At 71.1% G+C, this 24,004-nt stretch carries 24 protein-coding genes and 1 tRNA gene; 12 read left to right on the forward strand and 13 right to left on the reverse strand.

The features are described from left to right. The first annotated feature begins 39 nt into the window (after positions 1 to 39). Both ACWCXB_RS13195 and ACWCXB_RS13200 read left to right on the forward strand, forming a co-directional pair. Positions 40 to 1,023, forward strand: coding sequence for an aldo/keto reductase (locus ACWCXB_RS13195; protein WP_450722145.1), 984 nt, complete (start codon positions 40 to 42; stop codon positions 1,021 to 1,023). Continuing rightward, complete coding sequence (locus tag ACWCXB_RS13200) at positions 1,008 to 3,191, forward strand: helix-hairpin-helix domain-containing protein (protein WP_450722400.1); 2,184 nt, start codon at positions 1,008 to 1,010, stop codon at positions 3,189 to 3,191. The genes ACWCXB_RS13195 and ACWCXB_RS13200 overlap by 16 nt, the downstream gene beginning before the upstream one ends. A 46-nt stretch (positions 3,192 to 3,237) precedes the next feature. Here the strand turns inward: ACWCXB_RS13200 and ACWCXB_RS13205 are convergent, their stop codons facing one another. Next, positions 3,238 to 3,909, reverse strand: a complete 672-nt coding sequence (locus ACWCXB_RS13205; protein ID WP_450722147.1) for a hypothetical protein — start codon at positions 3,907 to 3,909, stop codon at positions 3,238 to 3,240. Positions 3,910 to 3,956: 47 nt separating this feature from the next. Here ACWCXB_RS13205 and ACWCXB_RS13210 point away from each other — a divergent pair, with 47 nt between their 5' ends. Next, positions 3,957 to 4,145, forward strand: coding sequence for a DUF5703 family protein (locus tag ACWCXB_RS13210; RefSeq protein ID WP_175410115.1), 189 nt, complete (start codon positions 3,957 to 3,959; stop codon positions 4,143 to 4,145). Between the two features lie 67 nt (positions 4,146 to 4,212). Here ACWCXB_RS13210 and ACWCXB_RS13215 read toward each other — a convergent pair whose 3' ends face one another. From ACWCXB_RS13215 to ACWCXB_RS13225, 3 genes are all read right to left on the reverse strand, one after another. After that, complete coding sequence (locus tag ACWCXB_RS13215; RefSeq protein ID WP_450722149.1) at positions 4,213 to 4,968, reverse strand: chaplin; 756 nt, start codon at positions 4,966 to 4,968, stop codon at positions 4,213 to 4,215. Positions 4,969 to 5,104: 136 nt separating this feature from the next. Next, on the reverse strand, positions 5,105 to 5,338 hold the full coding sequence (gene chpH, locus ACWCXB_RS13220) for a chaplin ChpH (RefSeq protein WP_450722151.1): 234 nt from the start codon (positions 5,336 to 5,338) through the stop codon (positions 5,105 to 5,107). A 175-nt stretch (positions 5,339 to 5,513) separates the two neighbouring features. After that, positions 5,514 to 6,839 (reverse strand): M20/M25/M40 family metallo-hydrolase, encoded by a 1,326-nt coding sequence (locus ACWCXB_RS13225; RefSeq protein ID WP_450722153.1) that lies wholly within the window; start codon positions 6,837 to 6,839, stop codon positions 5,514 to 5,516. A gap of 233 nt (positions 6,840 to 7,072) precedes the next feature. On the opposite strand from ACWCXB_RS13225, the gene ACWCXB_RS13230 reads away from it, so the two are divergent. Both ACWCXB_RS13230 and ACWCXB_RS13235 read left to right on the forward strand, forming a co-directional pair. After that, positions 7,073 to 7,160: transfer RNA gene (locus tag ACWCXB_RS13230), tRNA-Leu, on the forward strand. 68 nt (positions 7,161 to 7,228) lie between these two features. Further along, entirely contained in the window at positions 7,229 to 8,158 is a 930-nt protein-coding gene (locus ACWCXB_RS13235; RefSeq protein WP_450722155.1) for a pseudouridine synthase, read from the forward strand. Positions 8,159 to 8,224: 66 nt separating this feature from the next. On the opposite strand, the gene ACWCXB_RS13240 is transcribed toward ACWCXB_RS13235, so the two are convergent. The 3 genes from ACWCXB_RS13240 to ACWCXB_RS13250 all read right to left on the reverse strand — a co-directional run bounded on the left by ACWCXB_RS13240 (position 8,225) and on the right by ACWCXB_RS13250 (position 11,888). Further along, positions 8,225 to 9,310 carry an S-(hydroxymethyl)mycothiol dehydrogenase gene (locus ACWCXB_RS13240; protein WP_450722157.1) on the reverse strand — a complete coding sequence of 362 codons (1,086 nt, stop codon included), beginning with the start codon at positions 9,308 to 9,310 and terminating at the stop codon, positions 8,225 to 8,227. 150 nt (positions 9,311 to 9,460) lie between these two features. Then, positions 9,461 to 10,924: an amino acid permease gene (locus ACWCXB_RS13245; protein ID WP_450722159.1), complete on the reverse strand. Its 1,464-nt coding sequence runs from the start codon at positions 10,922 to 10,924 to the stop codon at positions 9,461 to 9,463. Between the two features lie 262 nt (positions 10,925 to 11,186). Beyond that, entirely contained in the window at positions 11,187 to 11,888 is a 702-nt protein-coding gene (locus tag ACWCXB_RS13250; protein ID WP_450722161.1) for a FadR/GntR family transcriptional regulator, read from the reverse strand. 161 nt (positions 11,889 to 12,049) lie between these two features. Here ACWCXB_RS13250 and ACWCXB_RS13255 point away from each other — a divergent pair, with 161 nt between their 5' ends. Further along, positions 12,050 to 12,574, forward strand: coding sequence for a gluconokinase (locus tag ACWCXB_RS13255; RefSeq protein ID WP_450722163.1), 525 nt, complete (start codon positions 12,050 to 12,052; stop codon positions 12,572 to 12,574). Between the two features lie 9 nt (positions 12,575 to 12,583). After that, on the forward strand, positions 12,584 to 13,981 hold the full coding sequence (locus tag ACWCXB_RS13260) for a GntT/GntP/DsdX family permease (protein WP_450722165.1): 1,398 nt from the start codon (positions 12,584 to 12,586) through the stop codon (positions 13,979 to 13,981). A gap of 3 nt (positions 13,982 to 13,984) precedes the next feature. On the opposite strand, the gene ACWCXB_RS13265 is transcribed toward ACWCXB_RS13260, so the two are convergent. The 5 genes from ACWCXB_RS13265 to ACWCXB_RS13285 form a co-directional block, all read right to left on the reverse strand. Beyond that, on the reverse strand, positions 13,985 to 14,650 hold the full coding sequence (locus ACWCXB_RS13265; RefSeq protein WP_450722167.1) for a cytochrome b/b6 domain-containing protein: 666 nt from the start codon (positions 14,648 to 14,650) through the stop codon (positions 13,985 to 13,987). Then, positions 14,592 to 15,329 (reverse strand): molybdopterin-dependent oxidoreductase, encoded by a 738-nt coding sequence (locus ACWCXB_RS13270; protein WP_450722169.1) that lies wholly within the window; start codon positions 15,327 to 15,329, stop codon positions 14,592 to 14,594. The genes ACWCXB_RS13265 and ACWCXB_RS13270 overlap by 59 nt, the downstream gene beginning before the upstream one ends. A gap of 74 nt (positions 15,330 to 15,403) precedes the next feature. After that, a complete protein-coding gene (locus tag ACWCXB_RS13275) occupies positions 15,404 to 17,002 on the reverse strand; it encodes an APC family permease (protein WP_450722171.1) in 1,599 nt (532 codons plus the stop codon). Between the two features lie 21 nt (positions 17,003 to 17,023). After that, positions 17,024 to 17,983, reverse strand: coding sequence for a hypothetical protein (locus ACWCXB_RS13280; protein ID WP_450722173.1), 960 nt, complete (start codon positions 17,981 to 17,983; stop codon positions 17,024 to 17,026). A gap of 279 nt (positions 17,984 to 18,262) precedes the next feature. Then, entirely contained in the window at positions 18,263 to 19,918 is a 1,656-nt protein-coding gene (locus tag ACWCXB_RS13285; protein WP_450722175.1) for an FAD-binding dehydrogenase, read from the reverse strand. Between the two features lie 180 nt (positions 19,919 to 20,098). Here ACWCXB_RS13285 and ACWCXB_RS13290 point away from each other — a divergent pair, with 180 nt between their 5' ends. From ACWCXB_RS13290 to ACWCXB_RS13300, 3 genes are all read left to right on the forward strand, one after another. Continuing rightward, entirely contained in the window at positions 20,099 to 20,656 is a 558-nt protein-coding gene (locus tag ACWCXB_RS13290; RefSeq protein ID WP_450722177.1) for an NUDIX hydrolase, read from the forward strand. Between the two features lie 113 nt (positions 20,657 to 20,769). After that, positions 20,770 to 21,159 carry a YidH family protein gene (locus ACWCXB_RS13295; protein WP_450722179.1) on the forward strand — a complete coding sequence of 130 codons (390 nt, stop codon included), beginning with the start codon at positions 20,770 to 20,772 and terminating at the stop codon, positions 21,157 to 21,159. Further along, positions 21,156 to 21,476, forward strand: a complete 321-nt coding sequence (locus tag ACWCXB_RS13300; protein WP_450722181.1) for a DUF202 domain-containing protein — start codon at positions 21,156 to 21,158, stop codon at positions 21,474 to 21,476. The genes ACWCXB_RS13295 and ACWCXB_RS13300 overlap by 4 nt, the downstream gene beginning before the upstream one ends. A gap of 72 nt (positions 21,477 to 21,548) precedes the next feature. Here ACWCXB_RS13300 and ACWCXB_RS13305 read toward each other — a convergent pair whose 3' ends face one another. After that, entirely contained in the window at positions 21,549 to 22,484 is a 936-nt protein-coding gene (locus ACWCXB_RS13305) for an NADP-dependent oxidoreductase (protein WP_450722183.1), read from the reverse strand. A 214-nt stretch (positions 22,485 to 22,698) separates the two neighbouring features. On the opposite strand from ACWCXB_RS13305, the gene ACWCXB_RS13310 reads away from it, so the two are divergent. Together ACWCXB_RS13310 and ACWCXB_RS13315 are read left to right on the forward strand one after the other, a co-directional pair. Next, positions 22,699 to 22,995, forward strand: a complete 297-nt coding sequence (locus ACWCXB_RS13310) for a hypothetical protein (RefSeq protein ID WP_450722402.1) — start codon at positions 22,699 to 22,701, stop codon at positions 22,993 to 22,995. 73 nt (positions 22,996 to 23,068) lie between these two features. Continuing rightward, a complete protein-coding gene (locus ACWCXB_RS13315) occupies positions 23,069 to 23,980 on the forward strand; it encodes an MBL fold metallo-hydrolase (RefSeq protein ID WP_450722185.1) in 912 nt (303 codons plus the stop codon). Positions 23,981 to 24,004: the final 24 nt, after the last annotated feature.

The following is a 24,004-nucleotide window of genomic DNA, read 5'->3' on the forward strand; positions in this document are numbered from 1 at the left end:
GTCGCTCCGGGTGGGGCCGTGGCCAGTAATCTCGCCGCCATGGAGCAGAGGCATCTCGGCCGCACCGGCCTGCGCGTGTCCCGGATCGGGCTCGGCACCCTCACGTGGGGGCGGGACACCGACGAGCACGACGCCGCCGACCAGTTGAAGGTCTTCTGGGAGGCCGGTGGCACGCTGGTCGACACCGCTGATGTGTACGGCGGCGGGGAGGCCGAGTATCTGCTGGGGCGGCTCGTGGAGCGGCTCGTTCCGCGGCGCGATCTGGTCATCGCGACGAAGGCGGGAAGCGTGCTCGAGGCGGACCGCCGCTTCGACGGCTCGCGCGGCCACCTGCTCACGGCGCTGGACGCATCCCTCGACCGGCTCGGGACCGACTATGTCGACCTCTGGCAGATCCACGCCTTCGACCCGCTGACGCCGCTGGAGGAGACGCTCCAGGCGCTGGATCTGGCGGTGAGCAGCGGGCGTGCGCGGTACGCGGGCGTGTCGAACTTCTGCGGCTGGCAGCTGGCGAAGGCGGCGACCTGGCAGCTGGCCGCCCCGGGCATACGGACGCGCCTGGCGAGCACGCAGATGGAGTACTCGCTGCTGCAGCGCGGCGTCGAACGCGAGGTGCTGCCCGCGGCGCTGGACCTCGGCGTGGGGCTGCTCCCTTCCTCGCCCCTGGGCCGCGGCGTGCTCACCGGCAAGTACCGGACGGCGACGCCGGGGGACTCGCGCGGGGCGTCGGAGCTGATGGCCGCGTTCGTCGAACCGTATCTGGACGAGGCGGCGAGCCGGATCGTGGACGCGGTGGCAACCGCGGCGGACGGATTGGCGACGACGCCGCTGGAGGTGGCGCTGGCGTGGGTCCGCGACCGCCCGGGTGTGGTGGCCCCGATCGTCGGCGCGCGCACCGCGCAGCAGCTCACGGCGGCGTTGTCAGTGGAGAGCCTTAGTCTTCCTGACGAGATCTGCCAGGCGCTCGACGATGTGTCGGCGCCCGTGCACCGCTATCCCGACCAGGACTGGAGCACGCTGTGACTGCGCTTCCCGGGGCGACCCCCGGATCCCCGGCCGACGTCCCCGCCGAGGACGTGGAGGACGCTGCCTCCGCGCCCGCGCCCTCGGACGGTGCGCCCGAGACGGGCGAGGGCTCGAGCCCTGACGAAGCCGGCTCCCGCGCGTCCGAAGGGGACGAATCCGAAGGGGTCGAAGGGGACGGCGAGGCCGGCGACGGCAGCAAGGTGTCCGAGGCGGAGGCCGAGCTGGCGGCGCAGCGGGAGCTGAGGGCGCGGATCGAGAAGCGGAAGGCGGAGAAGGGCGGGCCGATCGAGGCCGGCACGAAGCTGAGCGGCACGGCCGCCGATCTGCTGGCAGCCGTGCGGGCCGTGGAGAGCGGCGAGAAGTCGGGGAGCGGGTTCTTCGAGGCGCCCACCGCGCCTCGGCGGCCCGCGGCGTCGTCCGTGCCGCCGCCGGCGCGGCCGAAGGTGCCGGAGCCGGAGCCCGCCCCGCAGCACGCCGACCCCGGCGCTGTGGCCGCCGTGCTGGAGGTCCTGGTGGCGGGCGGGGCGCCGGACGGACTCGCGGCGCGAGTCGCCGGAGTGCTCGGGGAGCAGGCCGCACAGGCGCTGCGCGAGGACCCGTGGCGGTTGCTGGGCGTGCCGGGCGTGCGGCCGGAACAGGCCGACGGGTTCGCCCGGGCGCTGCTCGGCGAGGAGTGCGGGCCGGGCGACGAACGACGGGCCGCGGCGCTGGTGACGTGGCTGCTGGAGCAGGCCGCGCTGCAGGGACACACGGCGCTGGAGTCGTCGGTCGTGCGCGAGGCTCTCGACGGGCGTTCGGTGCCCGAGCCCGATGAGGCGCTCGAGCACGCGATCTCCGAGGGGGCCGTCCTGGTGTTCCAGGACGGGCTGGAGGAGAGCACCGGAGAACAGCGCCAGGAGCAGGAGCAGGCGGCCGTCCCCGTCCTGCTGGGGCTCGACCGGTACGCGCTCGCGGAGGAGAGCCTCGCGGACGGTCTGGCCCGGCTGGTGAGAACCGGCCCCGGCGACACCTGGGACGGGCCCGATCTGGTCAGGGCCGTCGGCGGACACGGACTCGTGCTGCACACCGGTGGTGAGGCGGCGCGCGCCGAGCCGGTGGCCGTGGTCGAGGCCGCCCGCGCGCTCGGTCTGCGCGCGGTGATCGCGACCCACAGTGAGAACGGCCGTCGCCGGCTCGGCGCCGACGCGGTCACGGTGCACGGGCTGGTCTCCGGCACGCAGGGCCCCGGCCGTGACGAGGACGGTGCACTGGCCCTCGATCTGCTCGCGGTCCTCGACGCTCCGCAGCTGGATGTCGAGACCGCCGCGATGCTCGTGGAGTCGATGCCGGACGGCAGCCGGCTGCTGCTCAGCGGCGATCCCGGGGTGCTGTGGTCGGCGGGTGCGGGGCGGGTGTTCGCCGATGTGCTGGCGGCTCGCGTGTGCCCGCAGATCGCGTCCCGCACGCCCGACCCGGGCCCGATCGGGGAACTGGTCTCCGGTATCGGCATCGGCGAGCTGAACCAGGTGGAGGCGCCCGGCAAGGAGGTCGTGATCGTCCCCGTCCGTGACGCGGGCGAGGCCGTGCACCGTACGGTCCAGCTGGTCGCGGACTCGGTACCGCGGGCGATCGGCGTGCCGTCCGGCCAGACCCAGGTGATCACGGTCGGCCACGGCGGCTCCGCGGGGACCCGCGCGCTCAACGCGGCGCTCAAGCAGCGGCTCAACCCCGGCCCCGGTCGCTTCGGCGGCTTCGACCCCGGCGACCGGGTCGCGTACGTCCCGTCGGCCGGGCGGACCGTCTCCGGCACGGTGGTCGGGGCCGACGCGGAGGGCCTGCGGCTCGACTGCGACGGCACGCCCGTCGTCGTATCGAAGGAGCGGGTCGACTCCGCGGTCCGGCACGGCTGGGCGCTCACCGCGCACCAGGCGGCCGGGATGCGCTGGCCCGCGGTGGTCGTCGTCCTGCCGGGCGACGCGGCGCAGGGCCTGAGCCGCCCCTGGGTCTACACGGCCTTCAGCCGCGGCGAGCGCCATCTGTCCGTCGTCCACGGCGTGGAGCAGGCCCTCCCGCGCGCGGTGGCGGAAGTCCCGGCCGCGCCGCGCACGACCCGGCTGCGGGTCCTGCTCGAGGCTCTCCTCGCGCCCCGGGCGAGTGAACCGTCGCCGGGACGCGGGCCGCAGTAGCAGCCCGCCCGGCAGCGGGCTCGGGGGGCGTGAGCCCCCCGGGCCATCACCTGTCGGCCGTGTCGAGGTTGTCCAGGTCCTCGTCCACCTCGTCCTCGTCGAAGACCGAGCTGACGTCGAAGCGGCACACGACCCGCTCCGGATCGGCCTGGTCGAACGGGGTGCTCAGCCACTCCCCGGGCTCGGGCAGCTCGTCCGCCGCGGACACCCACAGGGTGGAGTCGCCCTCCTCGAGGCCGAACTCCTTGTGCCGGGAGGCGATCTCGTCCGGTTCGTACTCGCCGAAGAGCACCCCCAGCGCGGCGTGCACGCTCGTGCCGACCACCGCCGCTGCCGCCTGGTCCGCGGTCTCGTCCCGGTCCACATCGGCGATGCGCTGGGCCTGGGCGAGCAACCGCTGCGGTTCGACCACGGCATAGTCACGGCGGATGAGGACGCTCAGGGCGTTCGGCTCGTCGGGACCGGCATAGGGCGGAAGGGAATCGTCCGCTCCGGGGATCTCGAAGGGCGTGACCTCGTCGTACCGGTCGTAGAGACGCTCGTCGTACGCCTCGGCCGCGGCGGCGAGGGCGTTGAACGCGTCGTAGACCGCCGGGTCGTCCTCTCCCGTGCGGCGCTCGACCGCTTCGAGGTGACGGTCCAGCGCGGCTTTGACCGCCTCGGCGGCGGCGCGAACCTCGGCAGCCGTGGGCTGCGCAGGAGCGGATGCATCAGACATAGTGCAGACGCTATCCGTACTGGGCCTCTGCCCGCACAATAGATGCGATGCCGGAATACGAATTTGTCGACGTGTACGTGCCACGCGGGGTCTCCCGCAAGGAAGCGACCCGTCTGCTGACCGACCATGCCGAGTACGGACACTGGGAGTTGGACCGACTGAGTCTTCGCCGGGACGGCAGCCGCAAGGTGCGGCTGCGCCGGCGCATCATTCGTCAGGTTCGCGCCACGTGGTGAGTTCCTGTTGCGCGAAGGACGGAACGGGCCCGTTGTCGCGGGCCCGTTCCGTTGCGTGACGACGCAATCACGCGGAGGCGCGGGCCCTTCGGTAGAGGACCGCACCGCCGAGCAGCAGGCCGGCACTCGCGGGGATCAGGAACCCGAGCTGACCGGCACCGGTCTGCGCGAGCTCGTCCGTGCCCCTGGGCGGAGTGACGGTGTTGGTGTCCGGGGTGTTCGGGGTGCTCGGGACCGACGGCTCGATCGGCGTCCCCGGCTCACCAGGGGTACCGGGCTCACCAGGTTCCCCGGGCTCTCCCGGCTCACCGGGTTCCCCAGGCTCTCCCGGCTCTCCCGGCTCACCGGGCTCACCGGGCTCACCGGGCTCACCGGGCTCACCCGGGTTGTTCCCCTCCGGCCCGTTGGCGCAGTCGTTGCCGAACGCACCGTTGCCGAGACCGCCGATCGTCACACTGTTCCCGCACGCGTTGACGGGTACGTCGACGGGCACCTGGACCGTGTTGCCGGAGCCGACCCCCGGGGACTTCGTCGTACCGCCGTCGGCGTGGGCACCCCCGCCGTGGTTCGGGGTGGACGTGTTCGCGCAGCCGTTTCCGAACGTGGGGTTCAGCACCCCGATGACGTTCACGGTGTTGCCGCAGACGTTGACCGGGACATGAACCGGAACCTGGACCGTGTTCCCGGAGAGCACACCCGGGGAATTCGAGGCGCCGCCCTGGGCATCCGCACCCCCGTGCGCGTGGGCGTAGCCGCCGCCGAGGACGAGCATGCCGCCCGCGGCCGCCACGGTGATCAGGCCTTTTCGCGTGACCTGTCGCATAGCTGGTTTCCTGCCTTCTGACTTCCGGAATGCTCCCGGGCGCCGTCGCCCGGGAGCGGAATGTCAGCGGCCCCGGAGTGTATGGCGCACACTCCGGGGCCACTGGACTCAGCCCCTCATGGGTTGAGGCACAACGTCACGCGTTCTGGCAGTAGTTGCCGAAAGCGGGGTTCAGCAGGCCGATCACGGAGACCGTGTTGCCGCAGACGTTCACCGGAACGTGGATGGGCGCCTGAATGACGTTGCCCGAGAGCACACCAGGGGAGTGCACGGCGGCACCCTGCGCACCCGAGTCGGCGACGGCCATCCCCGCACCCGCGAGAACCAGACCACCGGTGGCAGCCGCAGCAGCGACGACCTTCTTGATCATTATTCCTCCTAGTAGGCAATGCGATCCCAGCCGCGGACCGCACACCCTGTAACGAGGAGGGAGTAATGGAGCTACTAGCTTATGTTCCCATTCACTCTTTTCAGTCAAATACGCACGCGCGGACGATTGTTGGAGTTTCGTTTCAGCAGATCGAGCGGTTCCGCGGACAGCAGGTTCAGCTCGCGTCGAGGAAGCGGTCCAGCACCCGTACGCCGAACTTCAGACCGTCGACCGGAACCCGCTCGTCGACCCCGTGGAACATTCCGGCGAAGTCGAGCTCCGGTGGCAGCTGCAGCGGTGCGAAACCGAAGCAGCGGATGCCGAGATCGTCGAAGGACTTGGCGTCGGTGCCGCCGGAGAGCATGTACGGGACGGCCCGCGCGATCGGGTCCTCGGCCCTCAGCGCCGACTGCATCGCGTCCACGAGATCGCCGTCGAAGCTGGTCTCCAGCGCCTTGTCGCCGTGGACGTCCTCGCGTTTCACCCGCGGCCCGAGGATCCGGTCGAGATCGGCCAGGAACTCCTCCTCGTACCCCGGCAGGAAGCGCCCGTCGACATGGGCGGTGGCCTGGCCCGGGATCACGTTCACCTTGTAGCCGGCACCGAGCATCGTGGGAGCCGCCGAATTCCGCAGCGTCGCCCCGACCATCTTGGCGATGCCGCCGAGCTTGGCGAGCGTCGCCTCCATGTCCTCCGGGTCGAGCGGGGTGCCGAGCGCGTCGGACAGCTCGTCCAGGAAGGACCGTACGGTCTTGGTCACCCGCACCGGCCAGGTGTGCCGCCCGAGCCGGCCGACGGCCTCGCACAGCTCGGTGATCGCGTTGTCGTTGTTGGTCATGGAGCCGTGCCCGGCGGTGCCCTCGACGGTGAGCCGCATCCAGTGCATGCCCTTCTGGGCCGTCTCGACGAGGTAGAGCCGCAGATTCTCGTTCACGGTGAAGGAGAAGCCGCCGACCTCGCCAATCGCCTCCGTGACGCCCTCGAAGAGGTCCGGGTGCTTGTCGACGAGATACCGCGCCCCGTACGTGCCGCCGGCCTCCTCGTCCGCGAGGAAGGCGAGGACCACGTCGCGCGGGGGCTTGCGGCCGCTGCGCAGCCGGTCCCGTACGACCGCGAGGGTCATGGCGTCCATGTCCTTCATGTCCACCGCCCCCCGGCCCCAGACGCAGCCGTCGGCGACCTCCCCGGAGAACGGGTGGTGGGTCCAATCGTCGGCATTGGCCGGTACGACGTCGGTGTGGCCGTGGATGAGCAGCGCCGGCCGGGACGGGTCCTCGCCCTCGATCCGTGCCACGGTGGAGGTCCGGCCCTTGTGGGACTCGATGATCTTCGGCTCCAGGCCGACCTCGGCGAGCTTCTCCGCCACGTACTCGGCGGCCGCCCGCTCCCCCGGTCCCGAGTGGTCGCCGTAGTTGCTGGTGTCGATCCTGATCAGATCGCGGCAGAGATCGACGACCTCGTCCTCGCCGGAGATCGTCCGGCCGGTGTCCGACTGGCTCACGCTGTTTCCTCCCACTGGCGCTCTGGTGGTCACCCACATCCTCCCGCGCCCCTGCCCGCACCCCAAGGGCGCCCGGGCCCCGACACATGCCCGTCACACGTCACACGGCGCTCGTCACCCGTCACCCGTCATCGTCGGAGCGGGAAGGGGGCCGGGGGCGTGATCGAGCACCTCCGAATGTTTGCTATGGTTTTCCACGTCGGAACGGCCCAGGGCCGGAAGACAGACACCTGGTCCGGGTGGCGGAATGGCAGACGCGCTAGCTTGAGGTGCTAGTGCCCTTTATCGGGCGTGGGGGTTCAAGTCCCCCCTCGGACACCACCAGAGAACCCCAGCTGAGCTGGGGTTTTTTGCTTTGCCGGAGTGTGCGGGGACGAGGTGCGGGAGCTGTGGGACGACGCAGAGGACGGGCAGCGCCCGTGGCGCCGCTGCCGCAGCGTGACGGTATCGATCCGGTGCGCGTACGGCTGCCCGCCGATCCGGACGGCACCTGGCGGACCGTACGGGACCACCTCGTCGAACGGTTCGGCGAGGCGGTCGGGGCGGAGCGGGTGGAGGCGATGCTGCGGGACGGCCGTTTCGCCGGGACGGACGGGCCGGTCGCCGCGGACGAGCCGTACGTACCGGGGCGGTATCTCTGGTTCCACCGGGACTTCGCTCCCGAGGAGCGCGTGCCGTTCGAGGTGGGGATCGTGTACCGGGACGAACGCCTGGTGGTCGCCGACAAGCCGCACTTCCTCGCCACGACACCGCGCGGCAGGCACATCACCGAGACCGCGCTGGCCCGGCTGCGCCGCGAGCTGGGGCTCCCTGAGCTGCAGCCCGCACACCGGCTCGACCGGCTGACCGCCGGGCTCGCCCTGTTCGTCGTCCGGCCCGAGGACCGTGGCGCGTATCAGACGCTGTTCCGGGACCGGCGCGTCCGCAAGGAGTACGAGGCGGTGGCGCCGTACGACCCGGAGGTCGCGCTCCCCGTCACCGTGCGGAGCCGGATCGAGAAGGAGCGCGGGGTGCTCGCGGCCCGGGAGGTGCCGGGTGAGCCGAACAGCGAGAGCCGGATCGAGCTGCTGGCCCACCGCGGGCCATTCGGCCGGTACCGGCTGCTGCCGGCCACCGGCCGGACCCATCAGCTGCGGGTGCACATGAACAGCCTCGGGCTGCCGATCCTCGACGACCCGGTGTACCCCGTGGTCCGCGAGGACGGTCCCGAGGACCACGCACGGCCGCTGCAACTGCTCGCGAGGGCGCTCGAGTTCACCGATCCGCTCACCGGTCGGGAGTGCCGCTTCGAGAGCCGGTTGCGCCTTTCGGCCTGGTGATCACCGAACGGTCACCGATCACGGCCTGTTCGCTCCTGCTCACTCCTGCTCATTGCCGATCACCGATCAGAACACCACCACCGAGCGCAGGACGTCGCCCTCGTGCATGCGGGCGAAGGCCTTCTCGATGTCGCCGAGGCCGATGGTCTCCGTGACGAAGGCGCCGAGGTCGATGCGGCCCTGCTGGTGGAGGTCGATGAGCATGGGGAAGTCGCGGGACGGCAGGCAGTCGCCGTACCAGGACGACTTGAGCGCTCCGCCGCGGCCGAAGACGTCGAGGAGAGGGAGCTCAAGGGTCATCTCGGGGGTCGGGACGCCGACGAGCACGACGGTGCCGGCCAGGTCGCGGGCGTAGAAGGCCTGCTTGTACGTGTCCGGGCGGCCGACGGCCTCGATGACGACGTCCGCGCCGAAACCGCCGGTGAGTTCGCGGATGGCCTCGACGGGGTCGGTCGTGCGGGAGTTCACGGTGTGCGTCGCGCCCATGGTGCGGGCGGTCTCCAGCTTGCGGTCGTCGATGTCGACGGCGATGATCCGGGCTGCTCCGGCGAGCCGGGAACCGACGATCGCCGCGTCCCCGACGCCCCCGCAGCCGATGACGGCGACGGAGTCGCCACGGCCCACGTTCCCGGTGTTGACCGCGGCGCCGAGACCCGCCATGACGCCGCAGCCCAGCAGGCCGGCCACGGCCGGGGAGACGGCCGGATCGACCTTGGTGCACTGGCCCGCGGCGACCAGGGTCTTCTCGGCGAAGGCGCCGATGCCGAGGGCCGGGGAGAGTTCCGTACCGTCGCCCGACGTCATCTTCTGCCGGGCGTTGTGGGTGTCGAAGCAGTACCAGGGCCTGCCGCGCAGACAGGCCCGGCAGCGGCCGCAGACCGCGCGCCAGTTGAGGACGACGAAGTCGCCGGGGGCGACATCGGCGACGTCCGGGCCGGTCGCCTCCACGATGCCCGCGGCCTCGTGGCCCAGGAGGAAGGGGAAGTCGTCGCTGATTCCGCCCTGCTTGTAGTGGAGGTCGGTGTGGCAGACCCCGCACGCCTGGACCCTGACCACCGCCTCGCCGGGTCCGGGATCGGGGACGGTGATCTCCACGACCTGGACGGGCTCGTTCCTGCCGGGGGCGATGACCCCCTGGACCTGCTGCGCCATCGCAGTTCTCCCCTTCGTCGGGACAGGTGCGTACGTACCGCGGGTGTACCCCATGTGTACGGCACCACGATGCCCGGACCGCGGGGAATGGGCGAGGCCCCCCGCCGGATCTCTCCGGCGGGGGGCCTCGTCGTACAGCGGGTGCGGACGTCAGGCGTCCTGGCGCCCCGCGGTGATGGTGCTGACCCGCTTGCGGACCAGGTACCAGCCACCGACCAGGGCGAGCGCGATCAGCGGAAGGCAGTTCACGGTGGTGCGGCTGATGCCGCCGTCCATCCACATCAGGACCAGGACGGAGGCCAGGAAGACCAGCGTGACGATCTGGGTGTACGGAGCCCACGGCAGCTGGTAGCCCGGGCGGGTGACCCGGCCGTCCTTGGAGCGGTGCCAGAAGAGCAGCGAGCAGACCATGATCATGCCCCAGGTGCCGACGATGCCGATGGAGGCGAAGTTCAGCACCAGCTCGAAGGCGTCACCCGGCATGACGTAGTTCAGGAAGACGCCGACGACACCGAAGCCCGCGGTGAGCAGGATGCCGCCGTAGGGCACGCCGCCCTTGTTCATCACGCCGGTGAACTTGGGCGCGGAGCCGGACATCGACATGGAGCGCAGGATGCGGCCGGTGGAGTACAGGCCGGAGTTCAGGCTGGAGAGCGCGGCCGTGAGCACGACCAGGTTCATGACGCCTGCCGCACCCGGGATGCCGAGCTTGTCGAAGAGCGTGACGAAGGGGCTCTGGTCGCCGGAGTAGGCGGTGTACGGCAGCAGCAGGGCGAGCAGCACCACGGAGCCGACGTAGAAGAGGCCGACGCGCCACATGATCGAGTTGATCGCCTTCGGCATGATCTTCTCGGGGTTCTCGGTCTCACCAGCGGCGACACCGCAGAGCTCGACGGAGGCGTAGGCGAAGACGACACCCTGGATCAGCAGCAGCATCGGCATGACGCCCATCGGGAAGATGCCGCCGTTGTCGGTGATGGTGTGCAGGCCCGGGGTGTGGCCGCCGACCTCGTGCTGGGTGACGACGAGGAAGATGCCGACGAGCATGAAGATCACCAGTGCGGCGACCTTGATGATCGCGAACCAGAACTCCATCTCACCGAAGTACTTCACCGAGATGAGGTTGGCCGTGAGGACCACGGCCAGCGCGATGAGGGCGAGCACCCATTGCGGGACGTCGCTGAACATGGCCCAGAAGTGCGCGTAGGTCGCGGCCGCCGTGATGTCGGCGATGGCGGTCGTCGACCAGTTGAGGAAGTACAGCCAGCCGGCCGTGTAGGCACCCTTCTCGCCCATGAACTCGCGGGCGTACGAGACGAAGGCACCGGAGGAGGGCCGGTAGAGCACCAGCTCACCGAGCGCGCGCACGACGAAGAACGCGAAGACACCACAGACCGCGTACGCGATGAAGAGCGAGGGACCGGCGTTGGCCATGCGGCCGCCGGCTCCGAGGAACAGGCCCGTACCGATGGCGCCGCCGATGGCGATCATGTTGATGTGCCGCGACTTGAGGTCCTTGCGGTACCCGGCGTCACCGGCGTCCACGTGGGGGGTGCCCGTGGCCGGAGACCCGGCGACAGACGTATCGGCCGCAGTCAGGGTGCGGTCGCTCATAGAGATGTTCGCCTTCGTGAGGGGGTGTGCGGTAGCCGGCCGGACGCCGGCGGCCTTCCCGTGGTGAGGAAGGTGGTCACCACGGCTCGGCCTGCGGGCGCAGAGCGCCCGAGCGCTCATAGTCACGGCAACCCTGGGATTTTGGCAGTGGTCCACCTCACTCAGACATAGATCTGAGGTATTTCAGAGGTTGCGACAAGGGGAAGCAAGGCTGCCATGTCTTGAAAGTCACTCAGGGTTGCCCATGGCCGCTCGGGCCTGCTCAGGGCGCGAGAACGTCGAGCTCCTGGAGCGCGCCCACGGCGATCTCCCTCGTCAGCCGCTCGGCCCGGTCGGCGTCGCCTTCGCGAACGGCTTCGGCGACCTGGACATGGAGGGTGACGGCGGCCGGGTCGGGGTCCTCGAACATCACCTGGTGGTGCGTGCGGCCGGTGAGGACCTCGGCGACGACATCGCCGAGCCGGGCGAACATCTCGTTGCCCGAGGCATTGAGCACGATCCGGTGGAAGGCGATGTCGTGCTTCAGATAGCCCTCCAGCTGGTGGCCGCGGGAGGTGGCGACCATGCCGAGGGCGCATTCGGTCAGCGCGGCGCACTGCTCGGGGGTCGCATTGCGGGCGGCGAGCCCGGCGGCCACCGGCTCGATCGCGGAGCGCAGCACGGTCAGCGAACGCAGCTGGCGGGGTCGGTCGGCGCCGGCCAGCCGCCAGCGGATGACGCGCGGGTCGTAGACGTTCCACTCCGCGGTCGGGCGTACGGTCACGCCGACGCGGCGCCGGGACTCGACGAGGTGCATCGACTCCAGGACGCGGACCACCTCGCGGACGACGGTGCGCGAGACGTCGAAGCGCTCGGCCAGCTCATCCGTGCGCAGGACACTGCCCGGCGGGCATTCGCCCGCGGTGATCGCCAGGCCGAGGCTGTCGAGGACGTGTGTGTGCAGCCCGTGGCCCTCTGTGCTCATGGAGCAAGGGTACGGGGCACGGTTGGGGAACAAAAAGTATGACGTTTATGTCTCGGACTCTTGAATACGTCGTACCTAATGCGTTTCAGTAGCGCGACGGCACGACGTCGGACCGATGTCGACGGCGTCGGACCGAGGTCGATGAGGACAGCGAGGCACCAATGAGCACCCCCCACGTGGTTGTCGTGATGGGCGTGGCAGGGACCGGCAAGACAACGATCGGCCCCCTGCTCGCGGACGCGCTGGGCGTCCCGTACGCCGAGGGCGACGACTTCCATCCCCCGGCCAACATCGCCAAGATGACCGCCGGTGTCCCGCTGGACGACGCGGACCGTGAGCCCTGGCTCGACGCGATCGGGCAGTGGGCGCACGGCCGGGCGGGGCTCGGCGGTGTGGTCTCCAGCTCCGCGCTCAAGCGGATCTACCGGGACCGCCTGCGGGCGGCCGCCCCGGACGCCGTCTTCCTCCACCTGACCGGCGACCGTGCCCTGATCGAGCAACGGATGACCGAGCGCAAGGGGCACTTCATGCCCACCGCGCTGCTCGACTCGCAGTTCGCCACCCTGCAGCCGCTGCAGGAGGACGAGCCCGGCGTCGCCGTCGACGTCACCGGCTCCCCCGAAGAAATCACCGAGCGGGCCGTCACCGCACTGCGCCGGCTCGACAACCACCCGCTCGAAAACTAAGGAATCACCGTGACCAGTCTCAGCGTCGAGATGCTGGCAGCGGACGCCACCGAACCGATCACCTCGGCAGGCAACGCGCAGCTGGGCATCGCCGTCCTCGCGGGCATCGCCCTCATCGTCGTGCTCATCACCAAGTTCAAGCTCCATGCCTTTCTGGCACTGACGATCGGCTCGCTCGCGCTGGGCGCCTTCGCCGGAGCCCCGCTCGACAAGACCATCGAGTCCTTCACGAAGGGCCTCGGCGCCACCGTCGCGAGCGTCGGCGTGCTCATCGCACTCGGCGCGATCCTCGGCAAGCTGCTCGCCGACTCCGGCGGTGCGGACCAGATCGTCGACACGATCCTCGCGAAGGCGAGCGGACGGGCCATGCCCTGGGCGATGGTGCTCATCGCGTCGATCATCGGCCTGCCGCTGTTCTTCGAGGTCGGCATCGTCCTGCTGATCCCCGTCGTGCTGATGGTCGCCAAGCGGGGCAACTACTCGCTGATGCGGATCGGCATCCCGGCCCTCGCCGGACTGTCCGTGATGCACGGCCTCATTCCGCCGCACCCCGGCCCGCTCGTCGCGATCGACGCCATCGGCGCCAACCTGGGCGTCACGCTGGCCCTCGGCCTCGTCGTCGCCATACCCACGGTGATCATCGCCGGCCCGGTGTTCTCCAAGTACGCCGCCCGCTGGGTCGACATCCCGGCGCCGGACGGAATGGTCCCTGAACGGTCCTCCGACGACCTGGAGAAGAGGCCGAGCTTCGCCGCCACCGTCTCCACCGTGCTGCTCCCGGTCGTCCTGATGATGGCGAAGGCGCTCGTCGACATCGTCGTCGACAACCCCGAGAACCACGTCCAGCGGGTCACCGATGTCATCGGCTCGCCGCTGATCGCCCTGCTCACAGCCGTGATCGTGGGCATGTTCACGCTGGGCCGCGCCGCCGGCTTCAGCAAGGGCCGGATCGCCTCGACCGTCGAGAAGTCCCTCGCCCCGATCGCGGGCGTGCTCCTGATCGTGGGCGCGGGCGGCGGCTTCAAGACGACGCTGATCGACATCGGCGTCGGCCAGATGATCCTGGACTTCTCCAAGAACTGGGCCATCCCGACGCTGCTGCTGGCCTGGCTGATCGCGGTGGCGATCCGGCTGGCGACCGGCTCGGCGACCGTGGCGACGATCTCCGCGGCCGGTCTCGTCGCCCCGCTCGCCGCCGACATGGGCACCACCGAGTCCGCTCTGCTGGTGCTGGCGATCGGTGCCGGTTCGCTCTTCTTCAGCCACGTCAACGACGCGGGGTTCTGGCTGGTGAAGGAGTACTTCGGGATGAACGTCGGTCAGACGATCAAGACCTGGTCGGTGATGGAGACCATCATCTCGGTGGTCGGCATCGTCTGCGTCCTGCTGCTGTCCCTCGTGCTGTAGCGGTCAGTCGTCATCCGGGTCCCACAGCGGGTGTTCCCGACGGGCCCACGGGCGCTCGACCGACCCGGTGCGCATGCCACGGCGTGCCTCCGGGTCGGCGAGCGCCATTCCCATGTGGCCGATGAGCACGAGGCCGATGGTGAGCGCCAGCCAGTCGTGCACGAAGGTCGCGCTCGTACGCCACACCAGCGGGGCGAGGTGCGTGAACCACATCAGCAGCCCCGTGCCGAGCATCACCAGCGCCGCCCCCGCGATCCACGCCGCGTAGATCTTCTGTCCGGCGTTGAACTTTCCCGCCGGGCGCGACGACGGCCGGTGGTCCCGGCGCCGTACCGCCCGCAGCCACTGCCGGTCGTGCGGCCCGAAGCGGTTGAGCCGTCCCAGATCCGCCCGGAAGGCGCGCGAGGCCAGACCCAGCAGGAACGGCACGGGCAGTAGCAGCCCCGACCACTCGTGCACGGTGACGACGAGATGGCGGCGGCCGACGAGTTCGGCGATTTCGGGTACGTAGAGGGCGGCCGCGGTCGCCACGCAGAGCAGCATCAGGGCAGCCGTGGTGCGGTGGACCCAGCGCTCGGCGCGGCTGAACCTCCGTACCCGGACCGGCCGTTCAGACGGTGGGTGTGTCGTCGCGGCCGTTGGACCGGCCGACCCAGGCGTCGACGTCATAGCCTCGCTCCTCCCAGTACCCGGGCTGCACTTCGGAGGTCAGGGAGATTCCGGAGAGCCATTTCGCGGACTTGTAGAAGTACATGGGCGCGACGTAGAGGCGCACCGGGCCGCCGTGTGCGTGGCTGAGCGGCTTGTCCTGCATGCTCAGGCAGACCAGCACGTCGGAGCGGCGGGCCTGGTCGAGCGTGAGGCTCTCGCTGTACGTGCCGTCGAAGCAGGTGAAGCGGATGGCGCGGGCTTCCGGGCGCACCCCTGCCGCGTCGAGCAGGGCCGACAGCTTCACTCCCTCGAATGCGGTGTCGGGGACGCGCCAGCCGGTGACGCACTGGACGTCGCGCACGACGCGGGTCTGCGGCAGTGCCCGCAGCGCCTCCAGGGTGTACGACGTCGGCCGCTCGACCAGTCCGCCGACGGTGAGGCGGTAGTTCGTGGCGTTCTTCTGCGGTACGGAAGCGGCGACCGAGTAGTAGCGGAAGCCGCCGCCGTTGGGGAGCAGCCCGGTGAGCTTGGTGGGGTCCTTGTCGGCGACCGAGCCGAGGAAGGCCTCGAAGCCGCGCTGGAGATAGGGGGCGGTGGCCACTCCGGCGGCGCCGAGGCCAAGGACGGAGAGAACGACGCGTCGCCCGACGGGCGCGCCTTCCGAGTCCGGAGACGGGGGTGGGGTCGGGTCCTTCACATGACGATTCGAACACCCGCGGCCGCCGGATGCCAGGGGCCACGGGTGTTCGTCAGACTTCCGTCAGACTTCGGTCATCCGTGCGTGCCGGCCGAGTCGGCGGACCCGACGGGCTCGGCGGACCCGGCGGACTCGGCGGCCCGCTCGAGCTGGAACGCCTCGTTGCCCAGGCCGATGCGGGCGTGCACCTCGGGGCGCGCGGACCTGAGCACCGCTCCGTACAACAGCCCGCCGACCAGCGCGACGCCGATGACGACCGGCAGGATCCAGTTGAGCGCGGAGCCGGGCCCCGCACCGATCAGGACGTCGAAGTCCTTGACCGTGTACACGGCGATGGCGATGAGGGCGAGGCCCGCGAGGGCGGAGGCGATGAGCCGCCAGGCCTGCACACCGGCCGCGCCACGGCGTACGAAGAAGGCGATCACCGCGAAGGAGGCGGCGGCCATCAGCAGGATGACGCCGAGCGCGCCGATGTTGCCCATCCAGGTGAAGAGGCGCAGCACGGGGGTGGTGGGGTCGCCCGTCGGCAGGTGATCGGTGACCGCGAAGGCCACGACGACCAGGACGGAGACGGCGGACTGGAGCACGGAGCCGGTGGCGGGTGCGCCGCTGGACCTGTTCGTACGGCCGAAGGCGGCCGGCAGCAGCCCTTCGCGGCCCATGGCGAACGCATACCTGGCGACCACGTTGTGGAAGCTGAGCAGCGCCGCGAACATGCCGGTGACGAAGAGGACGTGCAGGACGTCCGTGAACGTGCCGCCGAGCCGGGCCTGGGTGAGCGAGAAGAGCAGTCCGGGTCCCTGCTCGGCCGCTTCGCCGGAGATCGCGCCGGGTCCGGCGGCGACGGTGAGCGCCCAGGCGCTGAGCGCGAGGAACAGCGCGGCATACCCGACGGCGAGGAACATCACGCGCGAGACGACGACGTGGGGGCGGCTGGTCTCCTCCGCGTACACCGGTGACTGCTCGAAGCCGACGAACGCGGCGATGCAGAAGCAGAGGGCGGTGCCGAGGCCCGCGCCGGTGAGGGTGTCCGGGTTGAAGGCGCTGAACGAGAGGCCTTCGCGGCCGGGCTCGGCGATGGCGGCGATGTCGAAGATGACGACGAGCGTGCACTCGACGACCAGGAGGACGCCGAGCACCTTGGCGTTGAGGTCGATCTTCAGCCAGCCCAGTACGGCGACGATCGCGGCGGCGGCGAGTGCGGGTACCCACCAGGCGACGGTCAGATGGAGATAGGTGGCGAGCAGACCGGAGATCTCGAAGCCGAGGATGCCGTAGATACCGACCTGCATCGCGCTGTACGCGACGAGGGCGACGTACGAGGCCCCGGCTCCCGCGGTGGGGCCGAGGCCGCGGGCTATGTACGCGTAGAAGGCGCCGGCGTTGTGGACGTGGCGGCTCATCTCGGCGTAGCCGACGCTGAACAGCATCAGGACGACACCGAGGACGACGTAGAGCAGGGGCTGGCCGACGATGCCCATCACACCGAACACGGTGGGCATGACTCCGGCGACGACCATCAGCGGGGCGCTGGCGGCGAGCACGGACAGGAGCAGGCCGGCGGTGCCCAGGCGGTCGGCGCGCAGGGCGCGTTCCACTCCTTTGTAGGTGCTGATCTCGCTCTCGGCGGTGGCGGTTCTGGTGGCGCTCGTACTCGAACTGCCCGGCGACATGGCGGGGTGTGTCCTCTCGGATCAGACGGTGCCGAGCGCGGCGCTGCGCGCGGCATGGAACGCGTCGTGCGGGTCCCGGTCCGGGTACGACCAGGGGGCCGGTGTGGAGTGCGGGCCGATGCGGTGGAAGAGCGCGGCGGCTTCGGCGGGCCTGCCCTCGCAGTACTTCGCGTGGGCGAGGAAGTTGAGGTCGATGCGGTTGCGGGGGTGGTCGTCGCGCTCCCACTCAAGCCACCAGTCGAAGGCGGCCTTCATGACCTGCCGGGCGCGGCGGCCGGTCCAGTGTCCGGAGGCGAGCGGGTCGGCGGGCTCGCTCCCGGCGGCCGCCAGCACCCGGTAGCGCTCCGCGTGCGCGACGACGGGCAGGACGGCGAGCGGGGAGTCGGCGGGCGCCTGTTCGGCGGCCCAGGCGGCGAAGTCGTACACCTCGTGCAGCGGGTCCTGCCCGGCGCCGGGCTGACGCTCGGCGAGTCTGGCGGCCATCAGGTGGTGGGCGTGGTGATGCTCAGGGTGCCGGAAGCGCACCTCGTCGAAGAGACGGGCGACCTCCTCCTCGGTGCCGAGGGTGCGGGCGAGGATCAGCAGGGCGAGCCACGGGGTCGGGTCCTCGGGGGCGAGCTCCGCGGCGGCCCGGCAGGCCGAACGGGCCGCCTCCGGGCGCTCCTTGCCGCGCAGCGCCCCGCAGACGTGCGCGCAGGCAAGGAGCGCGGTGGCGTCGGGGCTGCCGGGGTCGGCGAGGAGCCAGTCCCGGGCCCAGGCGGCGGTCGACGGGGGTTCACCGAGCACGACGAGCCGGTGCCCGCGGCGGTCCCAGTCGTCCGCCGTGGCGGTGAGCATCGACCGCGCCGCGGTCCATCTGCCCTGCGCCAACTGGGCGCGTACGGTGATGAGTTCGGCGTCGTCGAGCGCCGGGTCGAAAGCCTGCCCGGAGCGCGCGGCGCGACGTCGGGCGCGGCCGAGCGGGGGCGGAGGTGGGGGCATCCGCGAGGCTTCCTTACTACTGCGGGGTGAGCGCGGGATGTGAGCGAACGGTCGCGCACAGCAAAGCGGTAGGGAAGGCTCCGAGTCAAGGCCGGTCCGGCGGGGTCAACTCCCGTGGTTGGGGCGGCTGATGGGGGCAGACGGACGGGGCGCCCGCGTGTCCGTCCTCGAACGCGGACAGGCTTTGACGTGTGCCCGGCGCGGGCAGGTGGGCCGGAGAGTCCGTCCTCGAACGCCGGACAGGCTTGGCGTGTGCCGTGCCGCGCCGCGCCGCGCCCGTCAGGAGACCGCCTTGGCCGCTGCCCGGCCCGCCGCGCGCCCGGAGAAGATGCAGCCTCCGAGGAAGGTGCCTTCGAGGGAGCGGTAGCCGTGGACACCGCCCCCACCGAAGCCGGCCGCTTCGCCCGCCGCGTACATCCCCGGCAGCGGCTCGCCGTCCGCCGTGAGGACGCGTGAGGAGAGGTCGGTCTCCAGGCCGCCGAGGGACTTGCGGGTCAGGATGTTGAGGCGCACGGCGATGAGGGGCCCGGCCTTGGGGTCGAGGATGCGGTGCGGCGATGCCGTGCGGATGAGCTTGTCCCCGAGGTACTTGCGGGCGCCGCGGATCGCCGTGACCTGGAGGTCCTTGGTGAAGGGGTTGGCGATCTCCCGGTCGCGCGCGGTGATTTCGCGGCGCAGCGCGTCCTCGTCGATGAGCGGCTCCTTGGTGAGCGCGTTCATGCCGCGCACCAGTGCGCCGAGGTCCTTCTCGACGACGAAGTCCACCCCGTTGTCCATGAACGCCTTCACCGGGCCCGGCACGTCGGCCCGCGCCCGCCCGATGACGTCGCGCACCGACTTGCCGGTCAGGTCCGGGTTCTGCTCGGAGCCGGAGAGCGCGAACTCCTTGCCGATGATGCGCTGGTCGAGCACGAACCAGGTGTAGTCGTAGCCGGACTTCGTGATGTGCTCGAGCGTCCCGAGCGTGTCGAAGCCGGGGAAGAGCGGTACGGGCAGCCGGCGCCCCCGCGCGTCCAGCCAGAGCGAAGAGGGACCCGGCAGGATGCGGATGCCGTGCCGGGCCCAGATGGGGTTCCAGTTCTCGATGCCCTCGGTGTAGTGCCACATGCGGTCGCGGTTGATGTGGTGCGCGCCGGCCGCCTCCGCGATGCCGAGCATCAGCCCGTCGACATGCGCGGGAACACCGGAGAGCATCTTCTCGGGCGGCGTGCCGAGCCGCTCCGGCCACTGGGCGCGTACGAGGTCGTGGTTCCCGCCGATGCCGCCCGAGGTGACGATCACCGCCTGGGCGCGTAGCTCGAAGGAGCCCGCGACCTCCCGGCTGCTCGCCTTCCCCCGCTCGACCTCGGAGGGCTCCAGGACTTCGCCGGTCACGGTGTCGACAGCTCCGGCGGTCCGTCCGAGGCCGGTCACCCGGTGCCGGAACCGCAGGTCGACGAGGCCGCGCGCGACGCCCTCCCTGACGCGCCGTTCGAACGGTGCGACGATCCCCGGCCCGGTCCCCCATGTGATGTGGAAGCGCGGCACCGAATTGCCGTGCCCGTTCGCGTCGTACCCGCCGCGCTCCGCCCAGCCGACGACGGGGAAGAAGCGGACGCCCTGCGCATGCAGCCAGGACCGCTTCTCACCGGCGGCGAAGTCGACGTACGCCTCGGCCCAGCGGCGCGGCCAGTGGTCCTCGTCGCGGTCGAAGCCGGCCGTGCCGAACCAGTCCTGCAGCGCCAGCTCACGGCTGTCCTTGATGCGCATACGGCGCTGCTCGGGCGAGTCGACGAAGAAGAGGCCGCCGAAGGACCAGTGGGCCTGCCCGCCGATCGACTGCTCGGGCTCCTGGTCGAGCAGGATCACGCGGCGGCCCGCGTCGACGAGTTCGGCGGTGGCCACGAGCCCGGCGAGCCCTGCTCCGATCACGATGACATCAGCGTCGTACGCCATGGGTGGTGTCCCTCTCGGAGCGGCGGCCCGGTTCGGCGGCCTCGGTGGCTTCGGTGCCTCGGTGGTCTGCAGTGGCTCCGATCTTCTGTACGCGGCAGTAACACGTCAACCGTTCGGACGAACCGACCAGCAGCGAGCCGCGGGCGCCCGACCCCTCGGGGCCGGTGATTTCATGGCCGTATGAGTGCTGCTCCGAGTCCCGCTGACGAGATTCTCGACATCGTCGACGAGAACGACGAGGTCATCGGGCAGGCCCCGCGCGGTGAGGCGTACGCGCGCGGCCTGCGCCACCGCTGCGTGTTCATCCAGGCGCGCGACGCCGAGGGCCGGATCTTCGTCCATCGCCGCACACCGACGAAGCTCGTCTTCCCCTCCCTGTACGACATGTTCGTCGGCGGGGTCGTCGGCGCGGGCGAGTCGTACGACGACGCCGCGCTGCGCGAGGCCGAGGAGGAGCTGGGCGTGTCCGGGCTCCCCCGGCCCGTCCCGCTCTTCAAGTTCCTCTACGACGCGCCGGCGACGGATCCGGGACAGATCTGGCAGACCTGGTGGTCGGCCGTGTACGAGGTCCGCTGCGACCTGCCGGTGAACCCGCAGGCCGAGGAGGTCGCCTGGCACGCCTTCGTGCCCGAGGAGGAACTGGAGGCGCGCCTCGGAGAGTGGGACTGGGTCCCGGACGGCCTCGTCGCGTACGAGCGGCTCCGCGCCTACCGGGCGTCCTCGGCCCCGCCCGGCTGAGCCCGCCCGGCAAGGGCGTCGGCGGGCGCCTGGGCCTGGGCGTCGGTGATGCCCTGGGCGAGCGGGATCGGCTGTCCGCCGGCACCGACAGCGCCGCAGGTAGGGTGCGACGCGTGAGCGATTTCGTACAGACCCTGCGGCTCTGGTTGGCACCGCAGCGGATCCGGGAGGAGGGCGAGACCCCCGACTACCGTTTCTCGCTCGCCAATGAGCGCACCTTTCTGGCCTGGCTCCGTACCGCGCTCGCGCTGATCGCCGGCGGCTTCGCCGTCGACCAGTTCCTGCCCGATCTGCGTTGGGGCGTCCGCGTGGGTCTGTCGCTCGCGCTGATCGGGACCGGCGTGCTGTGTGCCCTGCGGGCCGTCAATCACTGGGTGCGGTGCGAGCGGGCCATGCGGCGCGGTGAGGATCTGCCCGTGTCGCGCTTTCCGACGGTGCTGGCGCTGGTCGTGGGCGCCGTGTCGGTCGCCATGGTGGTGGTCGTGGCCTGGGGCCGCGGGTGAGCACGGCGGAGGCCCGGGATCCCGGACTGCAGCCGGAACGGACCCGGCTGGCGTGGCGGCGTACGACGCTGGCGTTCACGGTGGTCGCGGTGCTCGCGGGGCGGCAGGTCGTGCACCACGAGGACGTCACCGCGGGCGATGTGGTCGCCCTGGCGCTGAGCGTGCTGGTGTGGCTGGGGTTTCTGTCCGTGGCGCACCTGCGCATCGGTGCGATGAGTGCCGGGCGGCCGCCGGGCGTGATGCCGCTGGGTCAGGCCATCGCCGCTACTCTGTGCACGCTCGCGCTGGCCGCGTTCGCCGTCGCGATCGTGTGGTGACATGTGCGGTGCCACGTGTGGTGAGGCGTGTGGTGCCACGTGTGGTGACGCGCGGATCCCGGGGGCAGGTGCTCAGCTCTCCCAGTCGACGGTGACGACGATCTTTCCGTGGGTGTGACCCTCCTGGCTGAGCCGCTGGGCGTCCGCGGCCTTCTCGAGCGGGAAGCTGCGGGCCACGTGGACCTCGATGACCTCCTCCTCGGCGAGCTCGCTCAGCCGGTAGAGATCGGCGGTGTTGGGCCGTACGAAGACATAGCGCCCGCCGAGCGTGGTGACCGCCGGGTCGGCGATGGAGGCGAGCCGGCCGCCCGTGGCCAGCAGCTCCGGGGAGAGCGCGAGCGTGTCGCCGCCGATCGTGTCGAAGATCGCCTGAACACCGTCGGGCGCGAGGGCCCGTACCCGCTCGACGAGCCCCTCACCGTACGTCACAGGCTCCGCGCCCAGGTCGCGCAGATGCTCGTGTGACGGTTCGCTCGCGGTGCCGATCACGCGGGCGCCGAAGTGGTGGGCGAGCTGTACGGCCATGGATCCGACCCCGCCGGCCGCGGCGTGCACGAGGATCGTGTCGCCCTGCCTGACGCCCAGCGCCTGCGTGAGCACCTGGTACGCCGTGAGTCCGGCCAGCGGCATCCCTGCCGCCTCCTCGAAGCTCAGGTTGCGGGGCTTGCGGGCGAGGGTACGGACCGGGGCCGCGACGTACTCGGCGAAGGTGCCGCGGGACAGGAAGTCCTCGCGGACGTAGCCCATGACCTCGTCCCCGACGGCGAACTCGGGCACGGACAGCCCTGGCTGGACGACGACCCCGGACACGTCCCAGCCGGGGATCACGGGAAAGACGGTGTCGACGAGCCCGTCCATATGGCCCTCGCGGCACTTCCAGTCGACCGGGTTGACGGCCGCCGCCCGCACCTTGACCAGGACGTGGTCCGGGCCGACCTTCGGCTCCGGGAGTTCGCCGTACTCCAGGACCTCGGGACCGCCGTAGCGGCGGTAGCTGATCGCCTTCATGCTCCGACCCTCCGGCGCGCCCGGGGCTCGCGCAAGCCGGACGGGCCGCCCCGGGGGACGCGGAGTGTCCGCCGTCGGCCGGAGGAGTGCGGGGAGACCTTTACCGTGGCACGCCGGGGAAACCATGAGGAAACGGTTATTCCGGACTAGCGTGAGCGGGGTCGGAACCACCCTGGACACACTGGACACCCTGGACACCTCGAAGGTGAGCGACATGACCGTTCTCCACCAGGAGCACCCCACCCACGAGCACACCCACGGACCGGCCTGCGGGCACACCGAGATCGTGCACGGCGACCACATCGACTACGCGCACGACGGCCATCTGCACCGCTCGCACCAGGGTCACTGGGACGAGTGCGAGCCGGGCGGCCATGTCACCCACGGCGAGCACAGCCATCAGCACGGCGAGGGCTGCGGGCACACCGCGGTCACCCACGGGGACCACGTCGACTACGTCCATGACGGTCACCGCCACGCCGCGCACGACGGGCACTGGGACGACCACTGACCGCCCTTCCCCCCGGGGCGGCCGACTGGCAGTCTTCCCCCGTCAGTTCGACCACTCTCCCGGGGGGACCGCGGTGCCTGCCACCGATCCGTACACCGTCCAGCTCGCGCCCACCGTGCACGCGTATGTGCAGCCCGACGGCGGCTGGTGTCTGAACAACGCCGGATTCGTCAGTGACGGGGAGTCCACGCTCCTCGTCGACACCGCCGCCACCGAGCGACGCGCCCGGCTGCTGCGCGAGACGCTGCTCGCGACCGGCGCTCCGCTGCCGCGGACGCTGGTCAACACGCATCACCACGGGGACCACACCTACGGCAACGCGGTCTTCGCACCGGAGGCGACCGTCGTCGGCCATGAGGCGTGCCGACAGGAGGTGCTGGCCGCCGGGCACCAGCTCCATCTCATCTGGCCGGAGACCGACTTCGGCGACATCGCGATCACCGCGCCGGACATGACGTACAGCGAGCGCCTCACGCTCCGGGCGGGCGGGACGGAGGTCCGGCTGATTCACCCGGGCGTGGCGCACACGGTGGGCGACACGATCGTGCATCTCCCGGAGCACGGGATCGTCTTCACCGGCGACCTGATCTTCAACGGCGGTACGCCGTTCATCCCGATGGGCTCGCTGGCCGGGTCGCTGCGCGCGCTGGAACTGCTGCGCTCGCTGGACGCCGGGACCGTCGTCCCGGGCCACGGCCCCGTCGGCGACCCGTCGGCGTACGACGCGACCGAGCGCTATCTGCGGTACGTCGCCGAACTCGCCGAGACCGGCCGCGCGAAGGGGCTGACGCCTCTGGAGACGGCCAGGGGCGCGGACCTCGGGGAGTTCGCCGAACTGCGGGAGAGCGAGCGGCTGGTGGCCAACCTGCACCGCGCGTACGCCGAGCTGGACGGGTGTGCGGAGGGCTCGCCGCTGGACCTGGTCACGGTCGTCGGGGACATGACGGTGATGAACGGGGGCATGCCGGTGGCGTGCCACGCGTGACGCTCCCCCACCCCGCCCCTTCCC

This window comes from Streptomyces sp. NPDC001514, from assembly GCF_053597075.1.

Excerpts from the sequence above, each read along its gene's own strand:
- ACWCXB_RS13195 (WP_450722145.1), top strand. The coding sequence starts at position 40 with ATGGAGCAGAGGCATCTCGGCCGCACCGGCCTGCGCGTGTCCCGGATC.
- ACWCXB_RS13205 (WP_450722147.1), bottom strand. The coding sequence starts at position 3,909 with ATGTCTGATGCATCCGCTCCTGCGCAGCCCACGGCTGCCGAGGTTCGC.
- ACWCXB_RS13210 (WP_175410115.1), top strand. The coding sequence starts at position 3,957 with ATGCCGGAATACGAATTTGTCGACGTGTACGTGCCACGCGGGGTCTCC.
- ACWCXB_RS13215 (WP_450722149.1), bottom strand. The coding sequence starts at position 4,968 with ATGCGACAGGTCACGCGAAAAGGCCTGATCACCGTGGCGGCCGCGGGC.
- chpH (WP_450722151.1), bottom strand. The coding sequence starts at position 5,338 with ATGATCAAGAAGGTCGTCGCTGCTGCGGCTGCCACCGGTGGTCTGGTT.
- ACWCXB_RS13240 (WP_450722157.1), bottom strand. The coding sequence starts at position 9,310 with ATGGCGCAGCAGGTCCAGGGGGTCATCGCCCCCGGCAGGAACGAGCCC.
- ACWCXB_RS13245 (WP_450722159.1), bottom strand. The coding sequence starts at position 10,924 with ATGAGCGACCGCACCCTGACTGCGGCCGATACGTCTGTCGCCGGGTCT.
- ACWCXB_RS13250 (WP_450722161.1), bottom strand. The coding sequence starts at position 11,888 with ATGAGCACAGAGGGCCACGGGCTGCACACACACGTCCTCGACAGCCTC.
- ACWCXB_RS13255 (WP_450722163.1), top strand. The coding sequence starts at position 12,050 with ATGAGCACCCCCCACGTGGTTGTCGTGATGGGCGTGGCAGGGACCGGC.
- ACWCXB_RS13265 (WP_450722167.1), bottom strand. The coding sequence starts at position 14,650 with ATGACGTCGACGCCTGGGTCGGCCGGTCCAACGGCCGCGACGACACAC.
- ACWCXB_RS13275 (WP_450722171.1), bottom strand. The coding sequence starts at position 17,002 with ATGTCGCCGGGCAGTTCGAGTACGAGCGCCACCAGAACCGCCACCGCC.
- ACWCXB_RS13280 (WP_450722173.1), bottom strand. The coding sequence starts at position 17,983 with ATGCCCCCACCTCCGCCCCCGCTCGGCCGCGCCCGACGTCGCGCCGCG.
- ACWCXB_RS13285 (WP_450722175.1), bottom strand. The coding sequence starts at position 19,918 with ATGGCGTACGACGCTGATGTCATCGTGATCGGAGCAGGGCTCGCCGGG.
- ACWCXB_RS13290 (WP_450722177.1), top strand. The coding sequence starts at position 20,099 with ATGAGTGCTGCTCCGAGTCCCGCTGACGAGATTCTCGACATCGTCGAC.
- ACWCXB_RS13305 (WP_450722183.1), bottom strand. The coding sequence starts at position 22,484 with ATGAAGGCGATCAGCTACCGCCGCTACGGCGGTCCCGAGGTCCTGGAG.
- ACWCXB_RS13310 (WP_450722402.1), top strand. The coding sequence starts at position 22,699 with ATGACCGTTCTCCACCAGGAGCACCCCACCCACGAGCACACCCACGGA.